Genomic DNA, 21,951 nt, shown 5'->3' with positions numbered 1-21,951 from the left:
GTCGGACAGTGTGCGTTAGAAAACAGAGAAATACATCTAGAACAAGTCCCCGATAATTACATTAAGATAACTTCAGGACTGGGCGCAGCTTCACCTAAAAATATACTTATTCTACCCGTTAAATTTAACGACCAGGTCCTAGGCGTAATAGAACTGGCCTCGTTGGACGAATTCAGCCCCAGTCACAAGGAATTCCTGCACCGGGTTTTAAACATAATGGGCATCACCATCAACCGTATTGCCAATCATATGCAGGTAGAAAAATTACTCAAGGAATCCCAGATATACACTGAGGAACTGCAAACCCAATCCGAAGAACTACAGCTTCAACAGGAAGAATTAAAAACCTTTAACGAAAAGCTAGAAGAGCAGTATAAAGAATCTAAACAAAAAACGGTTGAGCTGGAAAAAGCCAAACTTTCTCTTGAAGAACAAGCACGTCAATTGGCATTAAGCTCCCAGTATAAAACAGATTTTCTTTCCAATATGTCGCATGAACTGCGCACACCACTGAACAGTCTTTTGGTGCTGGCTCAAATACTGGCTGAGAATAGTGCTGGTAACCTAACGGCTAAACAAGTTGAGTATGCGGAAACAATTATGTCCTCCGGCAAGGATCTCTTAAATTTAATTAACGACATTTTGGATTTATCTAAGGTAGAGTCGGGTAAAATGGAAGTTCACCCGACTGAGGTACCTCTAAACGCTATAGAAGACTTTGCCAAACGCAACTTTCTTCCATTAGCCCAAACGAAAAAAATAGACTTTTCCGTACAGCTAGCCGACGACCTGCCGGAGGTTATCTACACTGACGAACAAAGACTACGTCAAATACTTAAGAACTTATTATCGAACGCTTTTAAATTCACGGAAAAAGGCAGTGTTCTGCTGCAAATCAAAAAAGCGACGATGCCAGCTACCGCAACTCCTATGCTGGCTATATCGGTTACCGATACGGGTATTGGCATTCCAGAAGAAAAATATAACATTATATTTGAGGAATTTCAGCAGGCAGATGGAACCACTAACCGCAAGTATGGTGGTACTGGCCTGGGTTTATCAATCTCAAAAACAATTGCCGAGCTGCTCGGAGGTTTTATCAGATTGGAAAGCCAGGAAGGTAAAGGCAGCACTTTTACTTTATTCATACCGCTAGTAGCTTTTGACACCATGAAAGAAATTATAATAAGCGAGGCAGCAGCAGGCACGGAAGAAGAATTAAGTGATGATATAAATCAGCCGGAACTAGATCATCCTCAGGGTCCGCTGGAAGGGCGGAAAATATTAATAGTGGATGATGACCCGCGAAATGTTTTTGCCCTAACTGCTCTGCTGGAAAACCATAAGATGGATGTATTATTTGCTGTCGATGGTAAAGACGGCATTAAAACCTTGCTGGAAAACCCGGATATTGACCTGGTGCTAATGGATATAATGCTGCCCGAAATGGACGGCTATGAGGCGATGAGACGTATCCGGCAAATGCCTCAATATCAAGCCTTGCCCATTATAGCTCTGACGGCCAAGGCTATGAAGTACGATCGGGAAAAATGTATTAATGCCGGAGCATCCGACTATATCAGTAAACCGGTAAACTTAAAGCAACTTCTGTCCTTGATTAAGGTTTGGTTATATAAATAGGTGGTTTATTTTAAACCCTGAATGGGGGTAATATAATTACTCGTTGCGAAAGACTCCTAGCGTTTTCCCCAATGCTATTGGAGACTGCGGGTGGGCACTGCTGGTTTTGATTGTGTTTATATTATCTGCTCTTTTCTAAATAACTCAATTTCTTCTGATGAATAACCCAAATGGGCAAGAATCTCATTTGTATGTTCTCCAATTTTAGGAAAAATAGATTTAAACTCACCGGGTGTATCTGAAAATTTTATCGGCAGGCCTGCCAGGACCATGTCCTTCCCGGAGTCTTCGAAATCGGGCAACTTAATGATCATTTCTCTGTTTAACACCTGTGGATGCTTGCTTACCTCATCTAAGTTAAGTACCGGGGTCAGACAAATATCAGCGTCTGCAAATATTTGTATCCATTCAGCCTGGGTTTTGCTTTTCATAACTTCTCTAATGCCGTTGATCATTTCTTCCTGGTAAGCCGGCTCCAACTGAATGGGTATATATTGGGGCTTGTTGATGCGTTGGCAGAACTCCCGCCAGAATTTTCCTTCAATCGCCCCTAAACTTAAGTATCTATGATCGCTGGTTTCATAAACCTGGTAACAAGCAAAACCGCCGGTTAAAAAGCCTGCTCCTCGCTTAGGAAGCGTTCCCCAACCGGACCAATCCGCTAGAGTATAGGGTAGCAGGCTTATAAGCCCGTCCAGCATAGAAATGTCACAGTACTGTCCCCGACCGGTGTTCTGACGCTGGTACAAGGCCATAAGAATCGCAATGGCTGCATACAGAGCTCCACTCATACCACCCAACTGAACCGCAGAAAGAGCCGGTATGCTGTTTGAGGTCCCTGTCAAATCGGCAATACCGGCTAAACTAACGATATTTATGTCATGGGCGGCGTTTTTATTTATCGGACCAGTCCCGCCATAACCACTTAGGGCGCAATAAATCAGACGTTCGTTTACCGGTCTGAGATCTTCATAAGCTAACCCCAACTTTTCCATCATACCTGGTCGATAATTATGTACTAATACATCACTGTAGGCCACCAGTCTGCGCAAGATGTCTTTACTTGCTAACTTTCTCAAATCCAGTGTAATACTCTTTTTATTCCTATTAACAACATAAAATCTAGCTGACTGTTCCTTAATAAAGGGCTGCATCCAGCGCCCCCTATCTCCACCACGATTTTCAACCTTGATAACTTCTGCTCCATAATCCGCTAGTAACTGAGTGCAAAAAGGACCAGGCAGTACCATCGACAAATCCAATATTTTAATACCCTCTAAAGGTAAACCCACCAAATCCCCTCCCTTTTTTGATGTTAAGTGAATATGCTAAGCTAAGAATATTGCTCCGGTATTTGTTTGAAGTTGAACATATCATAATATATATTATCAATATCAATATTACTTAACAACAGCCTATAGAGAAATTAAAATCCTCAGCATTTTTCTCATGTATCAATCTAGTTATTATTTATAAAGAGAAAAAAACAATTATAACCTAAAGAAATAGGGGATTGTGCTATTGAAATACTTGCCTTTAGCCTTACTTTGGATCGCCTGGGCAACATTACACAGCCTAATGGTTTCTCATTGGGTTACCCACCTGGTCAAAAAAAAATTTGGCCATAATTATGATTACTATCGTATTCTCTATAATGCAGTTGCTCTGACCACCTTTATTCCCCTTTGGGCTTTCTCGGAAAGTCTGGATAGCAAGTTAATTATTGTCTTTAATCCGCCCTGGCATATCCTGCAAGATGCTTTGCTGGCCTTTTCTTCAATTATTTTGATTTGGTCATTTAGACAATTTGATTTCCTTGAGTTTTTGGGTTTAAGGCAATTTATGCCTAAATGCAACTGCCAGGTAAAATTACCAGCGCCGGCTATAATTACTAAAGGTCCTTACAGGTTGGTGAGACACCCCGTATATTTTGGGTTATTAATTTTTATTTGGAGCCTGGACGCTACCCGGGCAGAATTCATAACCCGTATTATATTAAGTATTTATATTTTAATTGGCTGTCTATTAGAAGAGCACAAGCTGGTGGATGAGTTAGGAACTGCCTACCAGGAGTATCAAAAACGGGTGCCCATGCTAATTCCCTTTTTAAATAGGTTTTGGCCATCGCTATGGAGCAGGTAAAGGTACATACTTAGCCTCGGCCTTGTGCCGGGTTTTTTTCATTTCAAAATTATTCACACCACACCACAAATCAACATAGTGCTACGTATAAAAACCTAGGGGGTGTATTTGCATGGACCTGCTAGCCTTAATAGGATTTGTAACATTGCTGGGTATAATTGGATTGTTCATCATCGCATATCACTATGACAATAACGTATAGTATTGAGTCCCGTGAATGAGAGGATGAATACTTTGACTGTCACAAAAGATAAAATTGCTGGACACTTTAGAAAATATAGTAAATTTATAAGCGCAATTAACCTAGGTAGTTCCCGGTTAAACGAGGATGAAACACTAATTATCCAAAAGTTAGAAGCAGAAAATAAAAGACTAAGAGAGGAAATAGAAAAAATTAAAAAATCATCAAAAGCCTTAGAAACCTTCTTTAACCAAATACCCTCCCCAGTTTGTATCCTGGATAAAAATTATAATTTTGTCCGTGTAAACGAAGCATATGCAAAAGAATTTTCTTACAACATTTCTGAACTTTCAGGTAATAATTATTTTGATTATTACCCTTTCATCACTAAAGAAATTTTTGATGACGTTGTAAGTACAAAAAAAACTTATCAAGCAATGGGAAAACCTTTCTTAACTCCAGACCATCCTCAAAGAAGGCTTACTTATTGGAATTGGACACTTCCACCTGTGCTTGATGCATAGACTATAATGAACGTGATGAATTTATTGAAGCAATCGCCCGAAAAGGTTATATAAAAAATTTCGAAGCCAAATTTTATGAAAAATCAAGAGAAATAAAGACGGTTTTGTTGCCAGCAGCTATCATAATATGGAACAATGCAAAATGTATACTTGTAATAGTTAATGATATTACAGAATTAAGACACTACCAACATGAAATGGCACGTTTAGACCGTTTGAACCTGGTAGGACAAATGGCGGCAGAAATTGGACATGAAATTCGCAATCCGATGACGATTGTCAGAGGGTTCCTGCAATTGCTCGGGGGCAAGGAAAGGTATGCTCTAGATAAGGAATACATGGATTTATTGATAGAGGAACTGGACAGAGTTAACTCGATTATCGCGGAGTTTCTATCATTGGCAAAAGATAAGACTGTGAAATTGGAAAGTCAATGTTTAAACAAGATAATAAGGACTTTCTTTCCTTTGCTCCAGGCTGATGCTTTGAAACAAGAAAAAAATATTGAAATGGAGCTTGGTGATATTCCCCCTATAGTTATTGATAAAAACGAGATAATCTAACTTATCCATAACCTTGTCCGTAATGGTCTTGAGGCAATGTAGCCGGGTGGACTTTTATCCATTAAAACCTACAAGAATAATGACGGTATAGTTCTGGCTGTGCAAGACCAGAGTACAGGGATACCACCAGAAGTACTGGATAAAATAGGCAAACCATTCTTTACAACCAAAGATAACGGTACTGGCCTGGGACTGGTTGTTTGCTACAGCATCGCACAGAGACATTATGCCAAGATCAATATTAAAACTGGTCCCACAGGTACAACGTTTTTTGTAATATTTAATACATAAGAAAAAATCGGCAACAACGCTCTTAAAAGAATTGCAATATTATGCCTTTCTTCCGACCACTTGGTTTATCATGTCGGATTCGGTTAGCCTGGCAGGTAATTAATTAGCCTTGTTTTTGATCGGAGGCTAATTTTTTTCGTATTAAATTATAACCGGTGACAAACTGCTGCCCTGACCTGGTGTTATCCTTTAATCAAGCCAAGAAACAGACAAATATATGGGAAAGGATGTGCACTCATGAAGAGAGAACAAATTATAGGCGGTATCCTGGGAGTGATCACGGGAGATGCCCTGGGCTTACCGGTGCAGTTTTTATCCCGGCAGGATGTTCAGAAAAACCCGATTAAAGAAATGACCGGTTACGGGACCTTTAATACACCCCCAGGGACCTGGTCGGACGATTCATCCCTGACCCTGTGTCTGGTTGAAACCCTGAGCAGCCAAGGCTACGATTTAACTGCCATCGGGCAAAACTTTGTTCGCTGGTTTGCAGCAGGCCATTGGACTCCCTTTGGGCGGGCCTTTGATATCGGTGGGGCTACCTGGGAGGCCATGGAGAACCTGAGCTCAGGGGTGGAGCCCCTACTGGCCGGGCCGGCTGGTGAGAGAAACAACGGTAACGGCTCTCTGATGCGAATTTTGCCCGCAGCCATTTATTTTGCCGGCGAGGAGGACAGTGAGCTGGTGCAAAAAATCTGCGCCATTTCCCGTATTACTCATGGTCACCCCCGCAGCCAGCTGGCCTGCTGCCTGTATGCCTTGCTGGTCAAGGAACTGCTTAACGGTAAGTCGCCTGTCGCTGCTTATGCTGCGCTACAGCAAAAAGCAGCCACAATCTTCCCTGGCAAGGCTTTAGCCGGGGAGTTGCCCCATTTTGAACGTGTACTCGCCGGCACACTGCCGGTTGAGCCGGAAGAGAGGATTAAATCTAGCGGTTATGTTGTAGATACGCTGGAAGCGGCGATTTGGTGCCTTCTCAACGAGTCAAGCTTCGCGGCTACCCTGCTAACAGCGGTGAATCTGGGTGAAGACACTGATACCGTCGGAGCTGTAACCGGCGGCCTGGCTGGCGTATATTACGGGTTAACATGTATCCCGGATGTATGGCTTAAGGCGATTATCCATATCGACGAAATCAAATCCTTATGCGCTCAGTTTGTGAGCAGCATCAAGCGGGTTCATTAACACCGGGAGCCTAATCCTCCGGCAGGTGCTCATCGCTAAAATAGATGAAAAAGATATGTAGTCCTGGTATAATAAGCTGCATAACATATCATGGCAATCACAGCAATTGCCTACTAATAACTTTAGAAAGAGTGATGCCTGCATGTTCAGCAAGGAAAGCCTGTTAAAGTCCGCCACCACCTGTGGCTTACTGGAGGAGGAAAATCCCCATTTTATCCCGGAAACCTTGGGGGTGCTAAAAAACCTGGCCGATGCGGCTTCAGAAACGATCTATGAGCACCCTGATGATAACGGTTTATCCATTCAGGTGATCCAAAATGCCTTCCATTATGTTTTTGCCAAGAGCGTTGAGATCTATTTTCTCTGGCAGGCCGCAGATGGTAAAGATGTAACCTTGTTATTCTCCGAAGCCGACCTGTTAAACGGCAGAACCGGGGCGTCGGTTCCGCCAAACGCGGCCGACTTTATGAATACTGCGATGGGTATGTGCACGGGGATGTTCAACGCATTTCAAGAGTGGCTGAAAACCAACCAGGACTTGTTCCAGGGCGGGTTCCTCGACCTTTATGACGAGTTAAACGAGGCCTTGAACTGGTCGGCCAGAATTGGCCTTTCCTACGCAATGACCCATTTTCACGGCGATAGGTAAATATTGGGGCCGGCTTGGTTGCTTTTACCACCTTTTACCTCTTTATTACTCATATACCGCCAGTACCCGCCTGGCAAAAGCGCAGATGTCCTCTCTCAACCAGTCCGGCTCCAGCACTTCCACCATATTGCCCCACTGGATGATCCAGGTGGTAAGCTCCTTGATACCGCAAACCTCAAAGGATATGACCACGGCACCATCGGGTGCTTCGGCTTCGACAGCCTGGGAAGGATGGTAAATCAGGTTTTTTACCCGGTGAGCCACGGACGGGTCAAACCTCAGCCTGACCCGGCAAACATCTCCATCGTTGATTACTCCCCAACTGTGGGCCATAAAATCTCTCAAGGAAAAACTAGTGGGATACTGGTAGTAATCCGAGGTGTAGGGGAATATATCGTTGATTTGGTCCACCCGGAATACCCGCAGATCCTTTCTAGTCAGGCAATAAGCCACTAAATACCAGTTGTGCCGCTTACAGATTAACCCGTAAGGTTCCACCACCCGTTCAGTGTTCTGCCGGCTGTGGCTGACGTAATACCATAGCTTAACCCGGTAACAATCCCGCAAAGCCTGCACCAGCTTGGCAAAAATCTCGCCGACCCTTGCCGGGTCCGCCAGCTGTTCCTCCACCAGGTGGATGCGCTCCTGCAGCTGCTCCACCGGCAGGCTCCGGGGCGCGTACTTATACTTAAACAGCGTACCCAGCAGCGCGTCCTTGATCTCATTGGTGTGGCCGGCCAGAGCGGAACCCTTTTGCTGCAGAAGGCTGAGTAAAATAATCAGCGCTTTTTCCGGGCTGATCGATGGTAAGTAACCGACATCCAGGCGGTACAGGCCTTGCCCGGAGTTGCTCTTTTCCGGCCTGAGTAGAGGGACGCCCATGCTATTTTCAATTTCATCCAGGTAGCGCAGAATACTCCGCCTGGTTACCTGACAGGCCTCGGCCATATCGGACAGGGTTATGCCGCCATACGGGCTCCTTTTGTTGAGCAGTTCAAGCAATTTGGCCATGCGCAGTGCTTTAGTATTATCAGCGCTGGACATAAAATAACCCCCTTGTAGATGGAGTTAACACCTCTAAATGGGGATACGACCAAATCTTTACTTTTCCTTCTTTGTTGTAGTTTTTTCGCAGAAAATATCGCTCTTGTCACCCGCTGGACCTCACCGCATTTAAGCTAGATCTATTATAATAACGATAATTAATTTATATCAAACTGTTTCCGATTAACGATGCCTGGCTACACATACAAAGGAGGCGGGTGCAATGATAAAAAAATACGGGTTCCTGCCGTGAAAAACAGTGTTTATGCCGAGGAAAGAGGTCCTTACCATGCTGAACACTTTAGAATATCTGCCACGTTTGCGGTGAGTATGAGAATACGCACATCTGGTATTTGTATCAGGGCGCTCCCTAAGCTGCGCTAAAACGCTGCTTCACCAATTTGTTGCTGTCGGATAACAGTTAAAAAAAAGCTGTCCAAGCTGTTATTAAAATGGCATAATTATAGAAAAGATCCAGCAACATAACAATTGGAGGAGACTAATGCAATTATCAGCTAATGGCCAAAAGGTATTTGATGCTAGATACGCCGGTAAAGACGAAAACGGCCAGATCAACGAAACCTTTCCCCAAGCTGTCCACAGGTTAGCGACTACAGCCTCTATTGTGGAACAGGACCAGCACTACTGGACAACTAAATTCACCGACGTGATCGGCAATTTATTATTTGTACCCAGCACCCCCATCTGGGCTAATGTTGGCAAGACAGACAGGCCCTGGCAACCGGGGGCATGTTTTGTACTCGCCGTGGAGGATAGCCTGCATTCGATGTACGACGTGCTGCATCAGACAGCCATGATCTTCAAATCCGGCGGCGGTACGGGCTACAATTTTTCCAGCATCAGGCCCAAGGGTGACCTGGTACACTCCACCAAAGGCCAGGCCAGCGGGGTGGTGGAATTGATCAGGCTTTATAACGCTTCGGCCAATATGGTGATGCAGGGTGGGGTACGCCGGGGCGCTTCCCTGGGTATCCTGAATATTGATCACCCGGAAATTAAAGATTTCATCAATGCCAAACTAAACGGCGATTTAACTAATTTTAATTTATCCGTGGGCGTGATAGATGCCTTTATGGATGCTTTAAATCAGGGGGCGGCCTGGGAGCTTAAATTCAACGGCAAGGTCTATGAAACTATCGCTGCCACAGAACTCTGGGATATGCTGATCTGGGCCGCCCATGCCTGCGGTGACCCCGGGATTATTTTTCTGGACCAGATCCAGCGGGCTAACCCGGTACCGGGTAAGGTGATGAATGCCACCAATCCCTGCGGTGAGCAGCCTCTTTATCCCGGTGAATCCTGCCTGCTGGGCAGTGTTAACCTGGCGAAAATGGTTAAGGCCGGCGCAGTAGACTGGGATTTGCTGCGTGACACGGTAAGTTTAGCGGTTAAATTCTTAGATAACCTCATCGATGTAGCGGAATACCCCTTACCGTTAGTTGATCAAAACACCAAGTCGACCCGCAAAATAGGCCTGGGTTTCACCGGCCTGGCTGATGCCCTAATTATGGCGAATTTAGCCTACGACAGCCCGGAAGGACGCTCCTTTGCCGGCGAGCTAACCCGGTTTATCCAGCAAACGGCCCATGAGACTTCCCGAGAATTGGCCGAGGAAAAGGGTTGTTTCCCGGACTGGGAAAACAGCATCTATTATCCCCACGAAAAACGCCGCAATGCTGCCTGTATTACCATCGCGCCTACGGGCAGCGTAACCGCCATGGCGGGCTGCGAGGGATACGGCGTCGAGCCAATTTTTGCCGTGGCTTATACCAAGCAAACTAAAGTAGCCGGTGATTTTGAGGTGTTTTCCCCGTTATTTTTGGAAGCGTGCCAGAGAAGGGGCGTGACCGCAGATGTGTTAACCGAGGTAGCCCAAAGGGGAACCTGCCAGGGGGTAACCGGTATCCCCCGGGACATCCAGCAGATCTTCAAGGGTGCCCAGGATATTGCGCCGCGGGATCATATTAAAATGCAGGTAGCCGTGCAAAAAAATACTGACAATGCTGTATCAAAGACCATCAACTTACCCAACAGCGCTACGGTCAACGATATCGACAAAAGCTACCGTTTAGCATATCAGCTGGGCTTAAAAGGGATCACAGTGTTCAGGGATGGCTGCAAGGAAGGGGTAATTACCGTTGGCGAAGGGAAGCCCCGGACAGCCGCCAGCGTCACCAGAGGTGAGATCATCCCAAGACCCCAGAACACCATCGGTAAAACCTACCGGCTGGATACCGGCTGCGGAAAATTATATTTAACGGTGAACTGGGATAACAACGGTAACATCATCGAAACCTTTATCACCACCGGCTCAGACGGCGGGTGCCTCGTGTACACTGAAGCAACCTCCCGGCTAATCAGCCTGGCGATTCGCGGTGGCATATCGGTGGATAAAATAATCGAACAGTTGCAAAGCACCCACCCCTGCCCGAACTACATGATGGCTCGGGGTAAAGGCAAGCAGTTATCACCCGGCAAATCCTGCGCAGGGGCTATTGCCAAACAGTTAACCGCTATATTAAGGGAGGAAGGACTGGCTCATGAACAACCGCCGGTCCAGTTTGAGCCATCAGGCCAGCTATGCGAAGTATGCGGCACCGTTATGCTGCCGGTGGAGGGCTGTTATAGCTGCCCTGAGTGCGGCAATAGCCACTGCTAATTTATGCACAGACACCTGGCAAAAAGGGAGCAGGCGGGTTCCGTAAAAGAATACCCGCCTGTTATTTAACACCTGCATTTCAACCTGCTTTGGCAGTTGACCAACCATACCTCTTGTAGTTAGCTAAGGGATAGCTGTTGGGTTAGCTGTTGAGATACAATCGTTATAGATGCCCAAGGGTGCTTGTTTTAAGGCTAACATTACGCTTAATTTTAACCACTCTGATAGCGCCTTCTTTTCTCCGGTCTGGAAACTCTCGGCATTGTTATGATATAAACAACAGATATCTTTTCTTGTATGCTTATTTATTAGTTTTCTGTATTTCCAAATAGGTTATGTTTGATACTTGCAGTCAGTAATTGTCAAACCAATTGATGCATAAATTTTTTGATAATTGCGTATTAATTGACAAATAGTTTTTAGGGGCTCATCTCGATATCAACTCCTCCTCATTGCCTGTAGTTTAATCGACTACAGGTTTTTTTATGGGAGTTGCAATCTACCGCAAAAGTTCGAATAAACCTCATGGTTTTACTTGAAGTTTCCTTATGAAAATTATAAGCCTTAACTACAGTTTTAGGCTATTGCCAACGAAAGCAATACCCTTTGCAGCATTGGCTCCTGAGTCCGATCAGTAGCTAGTAGCTTTTAAAGGAAATAATGCGCATTTAGCGAATTAAGATATGAACATACTATACCGCCATCTTAGTAACTGCTAACTATTTCTTATGGTAAAAAACCAACCAGGGGTTGGGTTAATGATGAAAGAGGAATAGAGCTATGATCAAACTTCTTCATCTAGCGGACCTGCACCAGGGCTGGGAGCCAAAGTATTTGCCTGAGGACAAAAAACAGCTCCGCAGGCGGGAGCGGGACCGGCTGCTGGAGAAAGCGGTGGACTACGCCCTGGCACCCGGCCATGACATTCAGGGGTTGCTCATTGTGGGGGATTTGTTTGAAAAATTTAAGCCGGAGTACGCCCTGGTGCGGGAGACAATGCGGCAACTGGGTCGCCTAACCACCCGGGGTCTGCTAGTGGTCACGGTTCCGGGCAACCACGATGAGATTACCTACCGGGAATCAGTTTACCGCACCCAGGGTGACTCCTGGCCTGGCCTGCTGGTGACCAATCCCCTGCCGGAACACTGCCTGAGCTGGCCGCTCCAGGGCACCACCGTACATATTTACTCCCTGGCTTACACCGGCGGCCTCACCAAAGTTGATGCCCTAACGGCTTTTCCCCGGTTCCCCGAGCCGGGCTTTCATATTGGCGCCTTTCACGGCTCACTGGACTGGGAGGGACTTGGCGACCGTAGCCTGCCCCTTACTTCAACCAGCCTGGCCGGTGCCGGTTATCACTACCTGGCGCTGGGCCACTACCACCAGTTCAGCAGCCGAGCCGTTGGCGATGGCCTGGCGGTATACCCAGGCGCAGTGGAATTCAAAAGTTTCAGTGACACGGGCACAGGTCACTTCACCGTCGTTTGCTGGGACGGTCGCCAGGTCACCCTGGAAAAACCACCGGTATCCCTCAGAAAATGGCAGAAGGTTACGTTGGATATCTCCCTGTGCGCCGATTACACGGCTCTAAAAAAGCAGTGCCTGGGCTACGCTGACACGGAAAAAATACTTCAGCTAACCTTGACCGGCACCCCCAGGTTCCACATCCCGGAGGAGCAACTGCTGGAGGAGCTGGCCGAATCCTTTTTCCACCTGGAATTAAGCAACGGAATCCAGTATTTCTCGGCTAATTTCCTGGACGCTATAGCCAGCGAACCCACAATTCGTGGCCTGTTTGCCAGGCACATTCGAGCCAAGCTGGCCACCGCCGACGACGCCCGCCGTCGCACTGTATTGGAGCAGGCGCTGCTGCAAGGCCTGTCAGCACTGGATGAAGGAAGCTAATAGCAAAGTCCAAACCTTACCTTGACTTTAACGGATATATACATTAATCTGTTATTGTCGAAATAAGCAAGATAATTTTTTTTAAGTTAAAACATTCTCCGAGTCTGTAACACCTGTAAACATATATCGTTTTGGTGTACAGACCGGCAGGGTATATCGGGAAACTGGTATGCCTCCCTTGTGGAAAGGAGAACTGAGTCTTATTTGGAGGCTTAAAGCTTTGTCCTTTTAGCATGGGGACAAAGCTTTTATTTTTATTTCGTAGCTAGCAATCAGCGAGTCTGCTGCCTAAGACTTGATGATATAGTTACTAACCAACGGGTACAAAAGGAGGGCTTTATCATGTTTTGTACATAAAGAAGCAAAGTTCTTTGGCGGTGATTATCATTGCTCCTATCCTGATCGTTTGAAAGGAGGTCTTTAAGATTCTATATATATCTGATGCTACCATCGATCAATACATTAAAGAAGACGTACCCTACCTTGACTTAACTACTTATACCCTCGATTTAGCCGGGAAAAAAGGTAAAATTGAATTCATTTGCCGGGAGGAAGCAGTTATTTGCGGTACGGAAGAAGTGCTGAGAATCTTTAGAAAGCTTAATATTTTACCTTCAAGGCATATATCTTCAGGGACAAAGGTCCAACCGCAAACCAGCATTTTAGCAGCCGAAGGCAATGCGGAGGATTTGCACATGGCCTGGAAAGTAGCCATGAATATCTTAGAGTATTCGTCAGGCATTGCTACCAGGACCAATAAAATTCTAACCAAAGCCAGACAAGCTAATCCTCACGTGGAAATTCTTACGACCCGCAAAATTTTTCCTGGAACCAAGGAACTGGCCATCAAGGCGGTGCTGGCCGGTGGTGGACTACCTCACCGGCTGGGTTTGTCGGAAACTGTTTTAATCTTTAAGCAGCATCTGAATTTTATCGGCGGTATTGAAGGGTTGATACCCAGGTTAAGTGAACTCAAGACAAAATTAAACGAGAAGAAAATAATTGTCGAAGTTGAAACAATAGAAGAAGCTTTACTGCTCTGTCAGGCGGGATTAGACGGGCTGCAATTTGATAAAGTGGCCCTGCCGGCATTAAATAAGGCAGTTGAATTAATTAGAGCCAAAAATAACCGTATCGTATTGCTGGCTGCGGGTGGTATCAATGAACAAAACGCTGTATTATATGCCGGAACAGGTGTCGATGGCTTAGTTACCACCTCGGTGTACTTTGGTAAGCCGGTTGATATAGGTACTATAATCGAACAAGTTTAAGCGTAGCAAGCTTGTTGCAGAAAAAGATGGAGGTTGCTCAATGTCCAGATTATTAAAAATAGTAAGTTTAATTATGCTTGTGGCTCTGGTGTTTTTCAGCGGCGGATGTTCATCTTCAGAAAAACCAGAGGATAGAGCCACTAAGGCCAATAATTTAGCCAATACAGGCAACAGTGTAAAAGAAAGTATTACTGTTTACTCCGGCGCTGGTTTGCGCAAGCCTATTGAGGAACTGGGCAAGATGTTTCAGGAAAAGACCGGCGTCGAGGTGCAATTCACTTATGGTGGAACTGCTCAATTAATCAGCCAAATTCTCATGGTCGAAAAAGGAGACGTTTTTTTGCCGGGTGACATCGAGGAGTTAAAGCCTTTGCGGGAAAAAGACATAATTGCGCATGAAAAATCAGTAGTCTTCCACATTCCAATTTTAGCCGTGCCTCAAGGTAACCCAGCCAATATAAAATCTCTCGTTGATCTTACCCAACCAGGAGTAAAAGTTGTTTTAGGCGATCCGGAGGCTAACCCGATCGGGAAACTTGCAAATAAAGTACTGAAAGATAAAGGCCTATTTGCACAAATAGAACCAAATGTTGTCGCCAGGGCAATGACCGTTAATGAAATGTTTGCCTATATTGCCATGCAACAAGTAGATGCTTCTATTATCTGGGAAGACAATTTAATAGGTAATGAAAAAATTGAAATGGTGCCAACTGAAGAGTTTAAGAACTATGTCAAAGAAGTGCCGGCTGTTTCTCTGCAATATTCAGAGCATCCCCAGCTAGCCGAGCAATTTGTAGATTATGTTGCCTCTAAAGATGGCATAAAAGTTTGGCAAAAATGGGGGTTCAAGCCGACTGCGGAGGTTAAGTAATGGCTAAAAAAAGATGGTGGCAAGAAAAGTTTAATTTACTAACAGCCTCCTTTACTTACTTAGTATCTTTCTTTATTTTAACTGCTATATTTACAGTAGTTATAAAAGGCTTTAACAGTATAGGGAAAGTCATCTTTACTCCTGAGATTCAGTTCGCTATAAAACTTAGCCTGTACACCTCGCTGATTTCCACGGCTGTTTGTATCCTGATCGCCATACCGGTTGCTTATTCCTTGGCCAGGGCAGATATACCATTTAAATCTATGCTTAACACGGTTCTCGATCTTCCCTTAGCACTGCCGCCCGTTGTATCCGGTGTTTGCCTGCTGCTGGTTTTTGGTGCAACGGAATTTGGCTCCTGGCTTGATGATATGGGTCTAAGTTTCGTCTTTACAGTAAATGGGATCATTATTGCTCAGATTTTTGTTAACTTGCCTTTTATGATTAGAGTATTAAAATCTACTATTCTGGCAGTGAACCCGCGTTTGGATTTTATTGCCCGCACTTTAGGCTGCACCCCAACCCAGGCTTTTATTAAAGTAACCCTGCCGCTCTCAAAAAACGGCATTATTGCCGGTACTATCATCACCTGGGCCCGTGCCCTGGGGGAATTTGGCGCAGCTTTGATGCTGGCAGGGGCAACCCGTTTTAAAACGGAGACTCTGCCTATTTCACTGTTTTTAAATATGTCTACCGGTGATTTGGATGCTGCTATGGCTGCCGCTAATATATTGATTATTATTTCGGTAGTATCCTTATTTATCTTTAATAAATTCGGTGGAGACTTTATCGGCGGCTCTCGCGCAAGTTAAAAAAACAATCCGGTTAATTGGAGGTAACTATGATTGCATTAAAGAATGTTTCCATCTCCCTTGGAGATTTTTCTTTAAAAGATGTAAGTTTGGAAATACCGGCAGGTGAATTTTTTACCATTTTAGGACCCACCGGTACCGGAAAAACAGTAATTTTAGAGTTAATTGCCGGGTTATATCAACCGGATAATGGTCGTATTTTAATAGATAATAAGGATGCCGCCCAAATAACACCTGAAAAAAGAGGGATTGGTTTTGTTTACCAGGACTACGCCCTGTTCCCACACCTAAACGTCTATAAAAATATTGCCTTTGGTTTACAATTAAGGAAACTCCCTAAAGAGGAAATTCAAAAGGCAGTTGGGGAACTAACAGATATGCTTGGTATCACACATCTCTGTCATCGTTATCCCGGTACGCTCAGCGGCGGGGAACAACAGAGAGTATCCCTGGCCAGGGCTTTGGTTTTAAAACCAAAGATTCTATTGATGGATGAACCTTTAAGCGCCCTGGATCCAAACACTAAAAAGCTGTTATGTCAAGAGTTAAAAAGAATCCACGCCACTTATCAATGTACGGTAGTGAACGTTACCCATGATTTTAATGAGGCCAGCCTGTTATCTACCCTGGTCGGCATTATTTTAGATGGCCAGGTGCGGCAGGTTGGCAGCCCGGACGTGGTTTTTACTCACCCTATTGATCCCAAAGTAACGAGCTTCCTGGGCATTGCTCCGAAGGTTACATATGCTTAGTCGCTAATGTCGACCATATAAGAGGATTATTCCGGAACATTATAGAATGATTGCATAAAGACCTCGAAGCAGATACACCCAGTGTCAGACGCAGGAGCAGGTATTGCCGCGCTAGAAGGAATGTGGGTTGATGGTCGGAAACACAGTGGTGTTTGAAAAACTAATCTTACAGGGTTTTGGTCCCTACCGGGAAGCCACCACCTTTACCTTTACCCAGGGCATCAATGGGTATATTGCCGCCAATGAAACAGGTAAGACCACCATGATGGCTGGCCTGCTGGCCACCATCTTTGGCCTGAGCCACAGCCGCCGCGGCTCCGCTTTAAACCTGGACAAGTTACGCAACTGGGATCAGCCGGCTGCCTGCCGCGGTGAGTTATTATTGTCCTCCGCTAGCCAAAGGTACCATCTGCTGCGCGATTTTGACAATCATCATGTCGCTCTCTGGGAGCTGCAGGACGATCAAGGCCAGCGCCGGCTGGTAGTGGAAGGACAGCATAACCCGGAGGCCCGCAGGCCCCTGCGCGGTTATGAAGAGGCAGTGCACCGGATCCTTGGCATCAGCAACCAGGAGCTTTTTGAAGCGACCTTCTTTGTCGGCCAGCCCATGCCGGAGGTAAGCCGGATCAGTACCGACCTCCAAGGCTTGCTGGCGGGAGGTAAGAGCGCTTCTTTTCAGGGAGCACTAGCCATTCTGCTGGCCAAGCTAAAAAAACTGACCAAGTACACCGGTCCCAACAAGCTTGGGGTCACGGCCAGAAACATGAGCAAAGACGGTGTCCTGGAACAGCTTGCGGGAGAAATCCAGGTTTTAGAAGAGCAAATTTATGCCGCCCGGCATGCCGCCGACAGCTTGATTGATACCCAGCTTAAAATTCGGGCAGTAGAGGAAGAGAGCAGCCAAGCCAGACAAGCACTGGAACAAAATAACCGTGCCCTACAGGCCTGGTCGGGCTGGCAGCTGCTGGCCGGCCAGTACGCCGCGGCGGCAAAGGAACGGGCAAGTTTAGAGTCTGCAATTGTGGAAGTAAATAAATTAATTAGTGAACTGGCTGGGCTAGATAAAGTATTGCAGGAGCAGTACCCAGAGTTTTCCCAGACTGGCCCGGAGGTGGCGGAAGGGTTAGAGCAGCTGGTTTACCTCAACCGGGAAATTGGTCAAGCTACGGCGGCATACGGCCATTGGCAGAACAGCCGACAGCAGCAACTAAAGCGACAGGCTGAGCTTACTGCCTCAATCACTAAATACCAAAGCTGGGACCAGCTTGGTGCTGACCCGGCAGAAAAAATCAGAGTGACCCGGCGCACCGCAACAGCTTGTTTAAAGAGTTGGACCAGCTTGCAGGCTGACCGCCAAAAATTAGCCGCACTGAATCAGCGGCTGGCGGACCGCTACAGAATTTTTGGTGCCGCATCAGATAGCGAACTGGCTACGATCAGCCAACTCAACCAAACCCAGGCCACGCTGTCTGCTGAAATACTTAAAGCTGAGCAGGCTTATAAATATGCAGCCCAGAAAATCGAAAAATGGAAGGATGCCCAAAGAGAACATCTCGCTAGTTTCGCTGATCTGCAAGAGCTGCCGCCCGGGGCTGCCGAAGCTGCAGCAGCTAAATGGCAGCTCCTCAAACAACAGCGTAAGCTGGACCAACAGCTGCGGGAACTTAGTACGTCCACCCAGGTGCCAATGGGAGCATGCCTGGTCGGTGGGGCGGTCCTGGCTACAACGGTCTTTTTCCTGCTGGGTACAGACAACCCGGCCATACTGGTGGTGGGACTGGTACTAGCTTTCCTGATGGGCATGGCAGGAGTAGGATTGTTTTATGAGCAAGCCAACGCAGGACTTACCGGCAAGCATCAAGCTGTGCAGCATGAGCTGGCTAGACTGCAGGAGCAGTTGGAAGAATATGATCATCAGCTGGGCACTTTTGCCCGGGCAGATGACCTGGGGCTTGCCCAGTTAATAGAGCGTTATAAACAGTATGCAGAGTCGGAACGCCGATTAAAGACCATCCAGGAGGAACTATTGGGCATAGACCTGGATACTCTGGAACAGCAGTGGCTGGCAAAGAAAGCAGCCCTGGCAGGCTTCCAATCCGCCATCAAGAAATTCACTGACGCCTATGGGGATGTTCAGACCGCCTACCACGAATGGAAAGATTTAGTCAAAGAACAGCAGCGGTTGGCCACGACTACCGATCAATTCGCTCAAGCCACCTTCGGCTGCCGGGCAGCAAACGCCGAGTTAGCAGAGTTGAATGATGCCGGCAACGATGAGCAATGGCGAGAGCTGGCGGCTGTGCTACAAATCCTACAAGAAAAAAAACCTGCCGGGGGTATTAAAACTATCGGGGACTTGATTAACCGGCTGGGTGAACTTGCCGACACCTGGTGGCAAGCACGGGAAGCTGAAACCAAGCAGCTGGTTATATTAAGGAAGGAACAAGAAACGCTGCAGCACCAGCTGATTACTACCGAAAAACTTATCGAGGTGGAAAAAGGAAAAATAACCCGGTTGCAGCAAGAGCAGCAAGATTGGGAGAAAAGCTTGCGCACGGTACTGCAAGCCAATGGGAACAGCCCCGAGCGGGCCATTAAGCAGTATAATAAGCGCCGGCAGCTAGTAAGGTGCCGGGAGGATACCTACACCAAGCTGGCCACGCTGCTGCACAATTATCAGGCCGCCGACATAAACCAGCTAATGGCTAAATACCAACTGGCCAGTGACCAGGTAACCAGCCGAATGCTGCAATGGCAGCAACACAGCGACCGTTTTCCCGGGCTGCCGGCGCCGGCCGAGGCCGGTGACCAAGGCTTAGTTCAGCAAAAGCTACTGGAAACAGAAGCTGCCATACAGGCCATCGATAACCAGATCGGTGTTTTAGACACCCGGCGTTCCGAGCTCTACCGACGACTGGCCCGGTTAGAGGGGATAAACCCGGTAAATATAGCTGCCGCTGAGGTGGACCTGCAAGCCTTGAAAACCGAGCAGGACCGCCTGTTGCTGCAGGCCGAGGCTTTGGCCATAGCCCACCAGGAGCTGAGGGCGGCGATTGTTGAATACCAACAGACCTACCAGCAGCGATTAGAGGAAAAAGCCACCGTTTACTGCCAGGAGATCTCCGGCGTGCTGGACCGGCAACTGGTGCTGGACGAGCAGCTCAATCCGGGCATCAAGGAAGGCGGACGCCCGGTTGCCCTGGAAAGCCTGAGCAAAGGTGCCCGAGACCAGGTTTACCTATCACTGCGCTTCGCCATTGCAGATTTGTTGGCAGAGGAGGTAAAACTGCCCCTGATCTTTGATGACCCCTTCACCAGTACCGACTCAGTTAGGTTGGCCAGAATTCAAGGCATCCTGGCCAGCCAGGCAGCGGTACGTCAATTTTTTATCCTGGCTCATGATTCACAATACGCCAGCTGGGGCCAGAACATTGAGATCACTTGACTGAAGCCGTTCGGCGCACTATACAACAGTTAATCAGGGCTGCTTTTTTCAGCAGCCCGTCTATCCTATAATCCTATTTAAATCTGGAATCCTGGTTAATCAACTCAATTAGTTTAACCAAATTAGCACCATTTTCTAAAAGCATATTTTTTTCCTTTTCACTCAACTCAGAAGATTGGTTTTTGACCGATTGAATTGATAAATCGATAAATTTAAGCCATTCATTTAAATAGGTGTCATAGTCATATATACCATGGTCATTAAAATTCTGTTTAATTTCACTCAAACGCTGCCTGGCACTATCAAAAGCATTAACATCGTGTTTGTTAAACCCGGATTCCATTTCATGTAACATGTTTTCAAAATTCTCCAAAACAATTACCTTAGATAATAAACTGCCTTGCTGGTTGATGATGGACTGCTTTCCAATGTAAGCGTTTTTACCATCCCAGTTAACTGGTACCTTTAGGCACTCGGAAACAAACCTGACCGGAATGTATACTCTGCTGTCATAGTTTTTGGGTGCAACGTCCAATTCGACAACCTCATTGCCCACTACTGCCCGGTTATTCTTAACTGATAATACAATGATCGTTTCACCAGTGATGGTGATTGAGCCTGTTGCAGCATCCCAATTTACCGTCGAGCCAAGGTTTTCCGAGACCACCCTAACCGGGACCAGTGTTCTGCCATCAACCAGTTTGCTATCCACAGCCATGCCGTTAACAAAAGTAGCAGCACTGGCAATAGAGCCAAAAGCCAACAGCATCATTAAAGCCAATATAACTGTGAATTTACTTTTTATGTTCATCGCCTCCAATAAATCTTCTTATACATTCAGCTTGCGCTAAATTAAAGCTCGCTTAAATCCCCAAGGTATCCCTCCTAGTAATTTTATCTTTTGTTCCTAAAGCCACCTGCCGAGATTTCCAACCTATAGACCTGCTTACGGTATTTCATGTTCGTCGCGAGACGGAGCATTTGTTTTCGCAGTTAACCGAATTAATTGCTCTAGCTTCTCGATGATCTCCCGTTCATTTTGCGCCTTTTCCTTCATAAAGTTAACTGCGGTTAGCAAAAAATATATGCCTAAACCAAACAGCAGTAATGAACCGGCAACGTATAATAAAACCAAGATCATGGTACCACCGGACATCCAACCACCCACCATCTTAATACCCCCTTCAGAATCAATGTTATAGTAATTTTAAACAACCTACTATGGTATTCCTGCATGGGTAAATTATTCTGAAAATATAGTAACCTGCAGCAGGCTCCCTAAACAAGCCATAATCTTAGCTAGCCGACCTTTCGCCCCCAAATTCCACGCATATTCATTGGAAAAATAACGTATAATTGTGTTAATATATTATTGAGCACAATTTTGTACACAGGTGAGAGATATGAATATCATACGGGTAGGAGACAAGGTTTTAAACACCGACCGGATCCACCGAATGGTGGATCAAATACTGCAGCTGAGGCATGAAGGGCTTTCCCAGCAGGAAGTAGCCGACCGGTTAGGTGTTGACCGGACTCTCGTCTCGCGTTTGGAAGGTCTGGGGGAAATTCGCAAAGGTCCTCAGGTGGCGGTAATCGGTTTTCCGCTGGCCAATGCCAGGGAATTAACCGAAGTGGCCCAGGCCGGAGGTGTGGATTTCATCCTCCTCATGACCGAAGAAGAACGCTGTAACTTCGTGCAGGAACAAAACGGGGCTGCTTTAATCAACTATATCATGGATGTATTTTCTCAAATTAAGAGCTACGACTCGGTCATTTTCATCGGTTCGGATATGCGCATTAAGATGGTGGAAGCCATTCTTGGACCTAAGATAATTGGCTGGGAGATTGGGATTTCACCCATTAAAAAAGACTGTTGGATTGACCCTGAACAATTACACAAGCTTATCCTGCATTTAAAGAACGCCGGTTAATTACTTTTTTCATTAAACTGCTTACACTTTTTTCGATGACTGTTGGTAAGGAAAGCATAGT

General features: G+C 46.2%; 19 protein-coding genes and 1 riboswitch. Of the genes, 15 read left to right on the top strand and 4 right to left on the bottom strand.

Annotated elements, in window-relative coordinates; translation table 11 throughout:
* Positions 1-1,641: ATP-binding protein (locus SPSYN_RS12475; RefSeq protein WP_161822792.1), on the top strand; the 1,641-nt coding region annotated here is incomplete at its 5' end.
* A gap of 116 nt (positions 1,642-1,757) precedes the next feature.
* Here the strand turns inward: SPSYN_RS12475 and SPSYN_RS12470 are convergent.
* A complete protein-coding gene (locus SPSYN_RS12470; RefSeq protein ID WP_161822791.1) occupies positions 1,758-2,933 on the bottom strand; it encodes a CaiB/BaiF CoA transferase family protein in 1,176 nt (391 codons plus the stop codon).
* Positions 2,934-3,162: 229 nt separating this feature from the next.
* On the opposite strand from SPSYN_RS12470, the gene SPSYN_RS12465 reads away from it, so the two are divergent.
* From SPSYN_RS12465 to SPSYN_RS12445, 6 genes are all read left to right on the top strand, one after another.
* Complete coding sequence (locus tag SPSYN_RS12465; protein ID WP_161822790.1) at positions 3,163-3,783, top strand: methyltransferase family protein; 621 nt, start codon at positions 3,163-3,165, stop codon at positions 3,781-3,783.
* 234 nt (positions 3,784-4,017) lie between these two features.
* Positions 4,018-4,488 carry a PAS domain-containing protein gene (locus SPSYN_RS12460; RefSeq protein ID WP_161822789.1) on the top strand — a complete coding sequence of 157 codons (471 nt, stop codon included), beginning with the start codon at positions 4,018-4,020 and terminating at the stop codon, positions 4,486-4,488.
* 107 nt (positions 4,489-4,595) lie between these two features.
* Positions 4,596-5,051, top strand: coding sequence for a histidine kinase dimerization/phospho-acceptor domain-containing protein (locus tag SPSYN_RS16050; RefSeq protein WP_243153037.1), 456 nt, complete (start codon positions 4,596-4,598; stop codon positions 5,049-5,051).
* Positions 5,052-5,111: 60 nt separating this feature from the next.
* On the top strand, positions 5,112-5,342 hold the full coding sequence (locus SPSYN_RS16045) for an ATP-binding protein (RefSeq protein WP_341478881.1): 231 nt from the start codon (positions 5,112-5,114) through the stop codon (positions 5,340-5,342).
* 237 nt (positions 5,343-5,579) lie between these two features.
* Positions 5,580-6,527 (top strand): ADP-ribosylglycohydrolase family protein, encoded by a 948-nt coding sequence (locus tag SPSYN_RS12450; RefSeq protein WP_202623823.1) that lies wholly within the window; start codon positions 5,580-5,582, stop codon positions 6,525-6,527.
* Positions 6,528-6,669: 142 nt separating this feature from the next.
* A complete protein-coding gene (locus SPSYN_RS12445; protein ID WP_161822788.1) occupies positions 6,670-7,176 on the top strand; it encodes a hypothetical protein in 507 nt (168 codons plus the stop codon).
* A 45-nt stretch (positions 7,177-7,221) separates the two neighbouring features.
* Here the strand turns inward: SPSYN_RS12445 and SPSYN_RS12440 are convergent, their stop codons facing one another.
* Entirely contained in the window at positions 7,222-8,220 is a 999-nt protein-coding gene (locus SPSYN_RS12440; RefSeq protein WP_161822787.1) for a helix-turn-helix transcriptional regulator, read from the bottom strand.
* Positions 8,221-8,722: 502 nt separating this feature from the next.
* Between SPSYN_RS12440 and SPSYN_RS12435 the strand changes: the two genes are divergently transcribed.
* From SPSYN_RS12435 to SPSYN_RS12405, 7 genes are all read left to right on the top strand, one after another.
* Positions 8,723-10,900: an adenosylcobalamin-dependent ribonucleoside-diphosphate reductase gene (locus tag SPSYN_RS12435; RefSeq protein WP_161822786.1), complete on the top strand. Its 2,178-nt coding sequence runs from the start codon at positions 8,723-8,725 to the stop codon at positions 10,898-10,900.
* Between the two features lie 780 nt (positions 10,901-11,680).
* Entirely contained in the window at positions 11,681-12,805 is a 1,125-nt protein-coding gene (locus SPSYN_RS12430; protein ID WP_161822785.1) for a metallophosphoesterase family protein, read from the top strand.
* Between the two features lie 84 nt (positions 12,806-12,889).
* Positions 12,890-13,012, top strand: a riboswitch (molybdenum cofactor riboswitch).
* Between the two features lie 218 nt (positions 13,013-13,230).
* The gene (gene modD, locus SPSYN_RS12425; RefSeq protein ID WP_161822833.1) at positions 13,231-14,076 is read left to right on the top strand and encodes a ModD protein; all 846 of its coding nucleotides are present in this window, start codon (positions 13,231-13,233) and stop codon (positions 14,074-14,076) included.
* A 40-nt stretch (positions 14,077-14,116) separates the two neighbouring features.
* On the top strand, positions 14,117-14,947 hold the full coding sequence (modA, locus tag SPSYN_RS12420; protein ID WP_161822784.1) for a molybdate ABC transporter substrate-binding protein: 831 nt from the start codon (positions 14,117-14,119) through the stop codon (positions 14,945-14,947).
* Positions 14,947-15,759, top strand: a complete 813-nt coding sequence (locus SPSYN_RS12415; protein ID WP_161822783.1) for an ABC transporter permease — start codon at positions 14,947-14,949, stop codon at positions 15,757-15,759. Before modA ends, SPSYN_RS12415 begins: the two co-directional genes overlap by 1 nt.
* A 29-nt stretch (positions 15,760-15,788) precedes the next feature.
* Entirely contained in the window at positions 15,789-16,511 is a 723-nt protein-coding gene (locus SPSYN_RS12410; RefSeq protein WP_161822782.1) for an ABC transporter ATP-binding protein, read from the top strand.
* A 127-nt stretch (positions 16,512-16,638) separates the two neighbouring features.
* Positions 16,639-19,956 (top strand): AAA family ATPase, encoded by a 3,318-nt coding sequence (locus tag SPSYN_RS12405; protein WP_161822781.1) that lies wholly within the window; start codon positions 16,639-16,641, stop codon positions 19,954-19,956.
* A gap of 73 nt (positions 19,957-20,029) precedes the next feature.
* Here SPSYN_RS12405 and SPSYN_RS12400 read toward each other — a convergent pair whose 3' ends face one another.
* Together SPSYN_RS12400 and SPSYN_RS12395 are read right to left on the bottom strand one after the other, a co-directional pair.
* Complete coding sequence (locus SPSYN_RS12400; RefSeq protein WP_161822780.1) at positions 20,030-20,767, bottom strand: copper amine oxidase N-terminal domain-containing protein; 738 nt, start codon at positions 20,765-20,767, stop codon at positions 20,030-20,032.
* A 135-nt stretch (positions 20,768-20,902) separates the two neighbouring features.
* A complete protein-coding gene (locus tag SPSYN_RS12395) occupies positions 20,903-21,127 on the bottom strand; it encodes a hypothetical protein (protein ID WP_202623822.1) in 225 nt (74 codons plus the stop codon).
* 232 nt (positions 21,128-21,359) lie between these two features.
* Between SPSYN_RS12395 and SPSYN_RS12390 the strand changes: the two genes are divergently transcribed.
* Positions 21,360-21,890, top strand: a complete 531-nt coding sequence (locus SPSYN_RS12390; RefSeq protein WP_161822779.1) for a helix-turn-helix domain-containing protein — start codon at positions 21,360-21,362, stop codon at positions 21,888-21,890.
* Positions 21,891-21,951: the final 61 nt, after the last annotated feature.

It is taken from the genome of Sporotomaculum syntrophicum (assembly GCF_009932395.1).
GTDB classification, from domain to species: Bacteria; Bacillota; Desulfotomaculia; order Desulfotomaculales; family Desulfallaceae; genus Sporotomaculum; species Sporotomaculum syntrophicum.
This window is presented reverse-complemented; position numbering and strand designations above follow the sequence as displayed.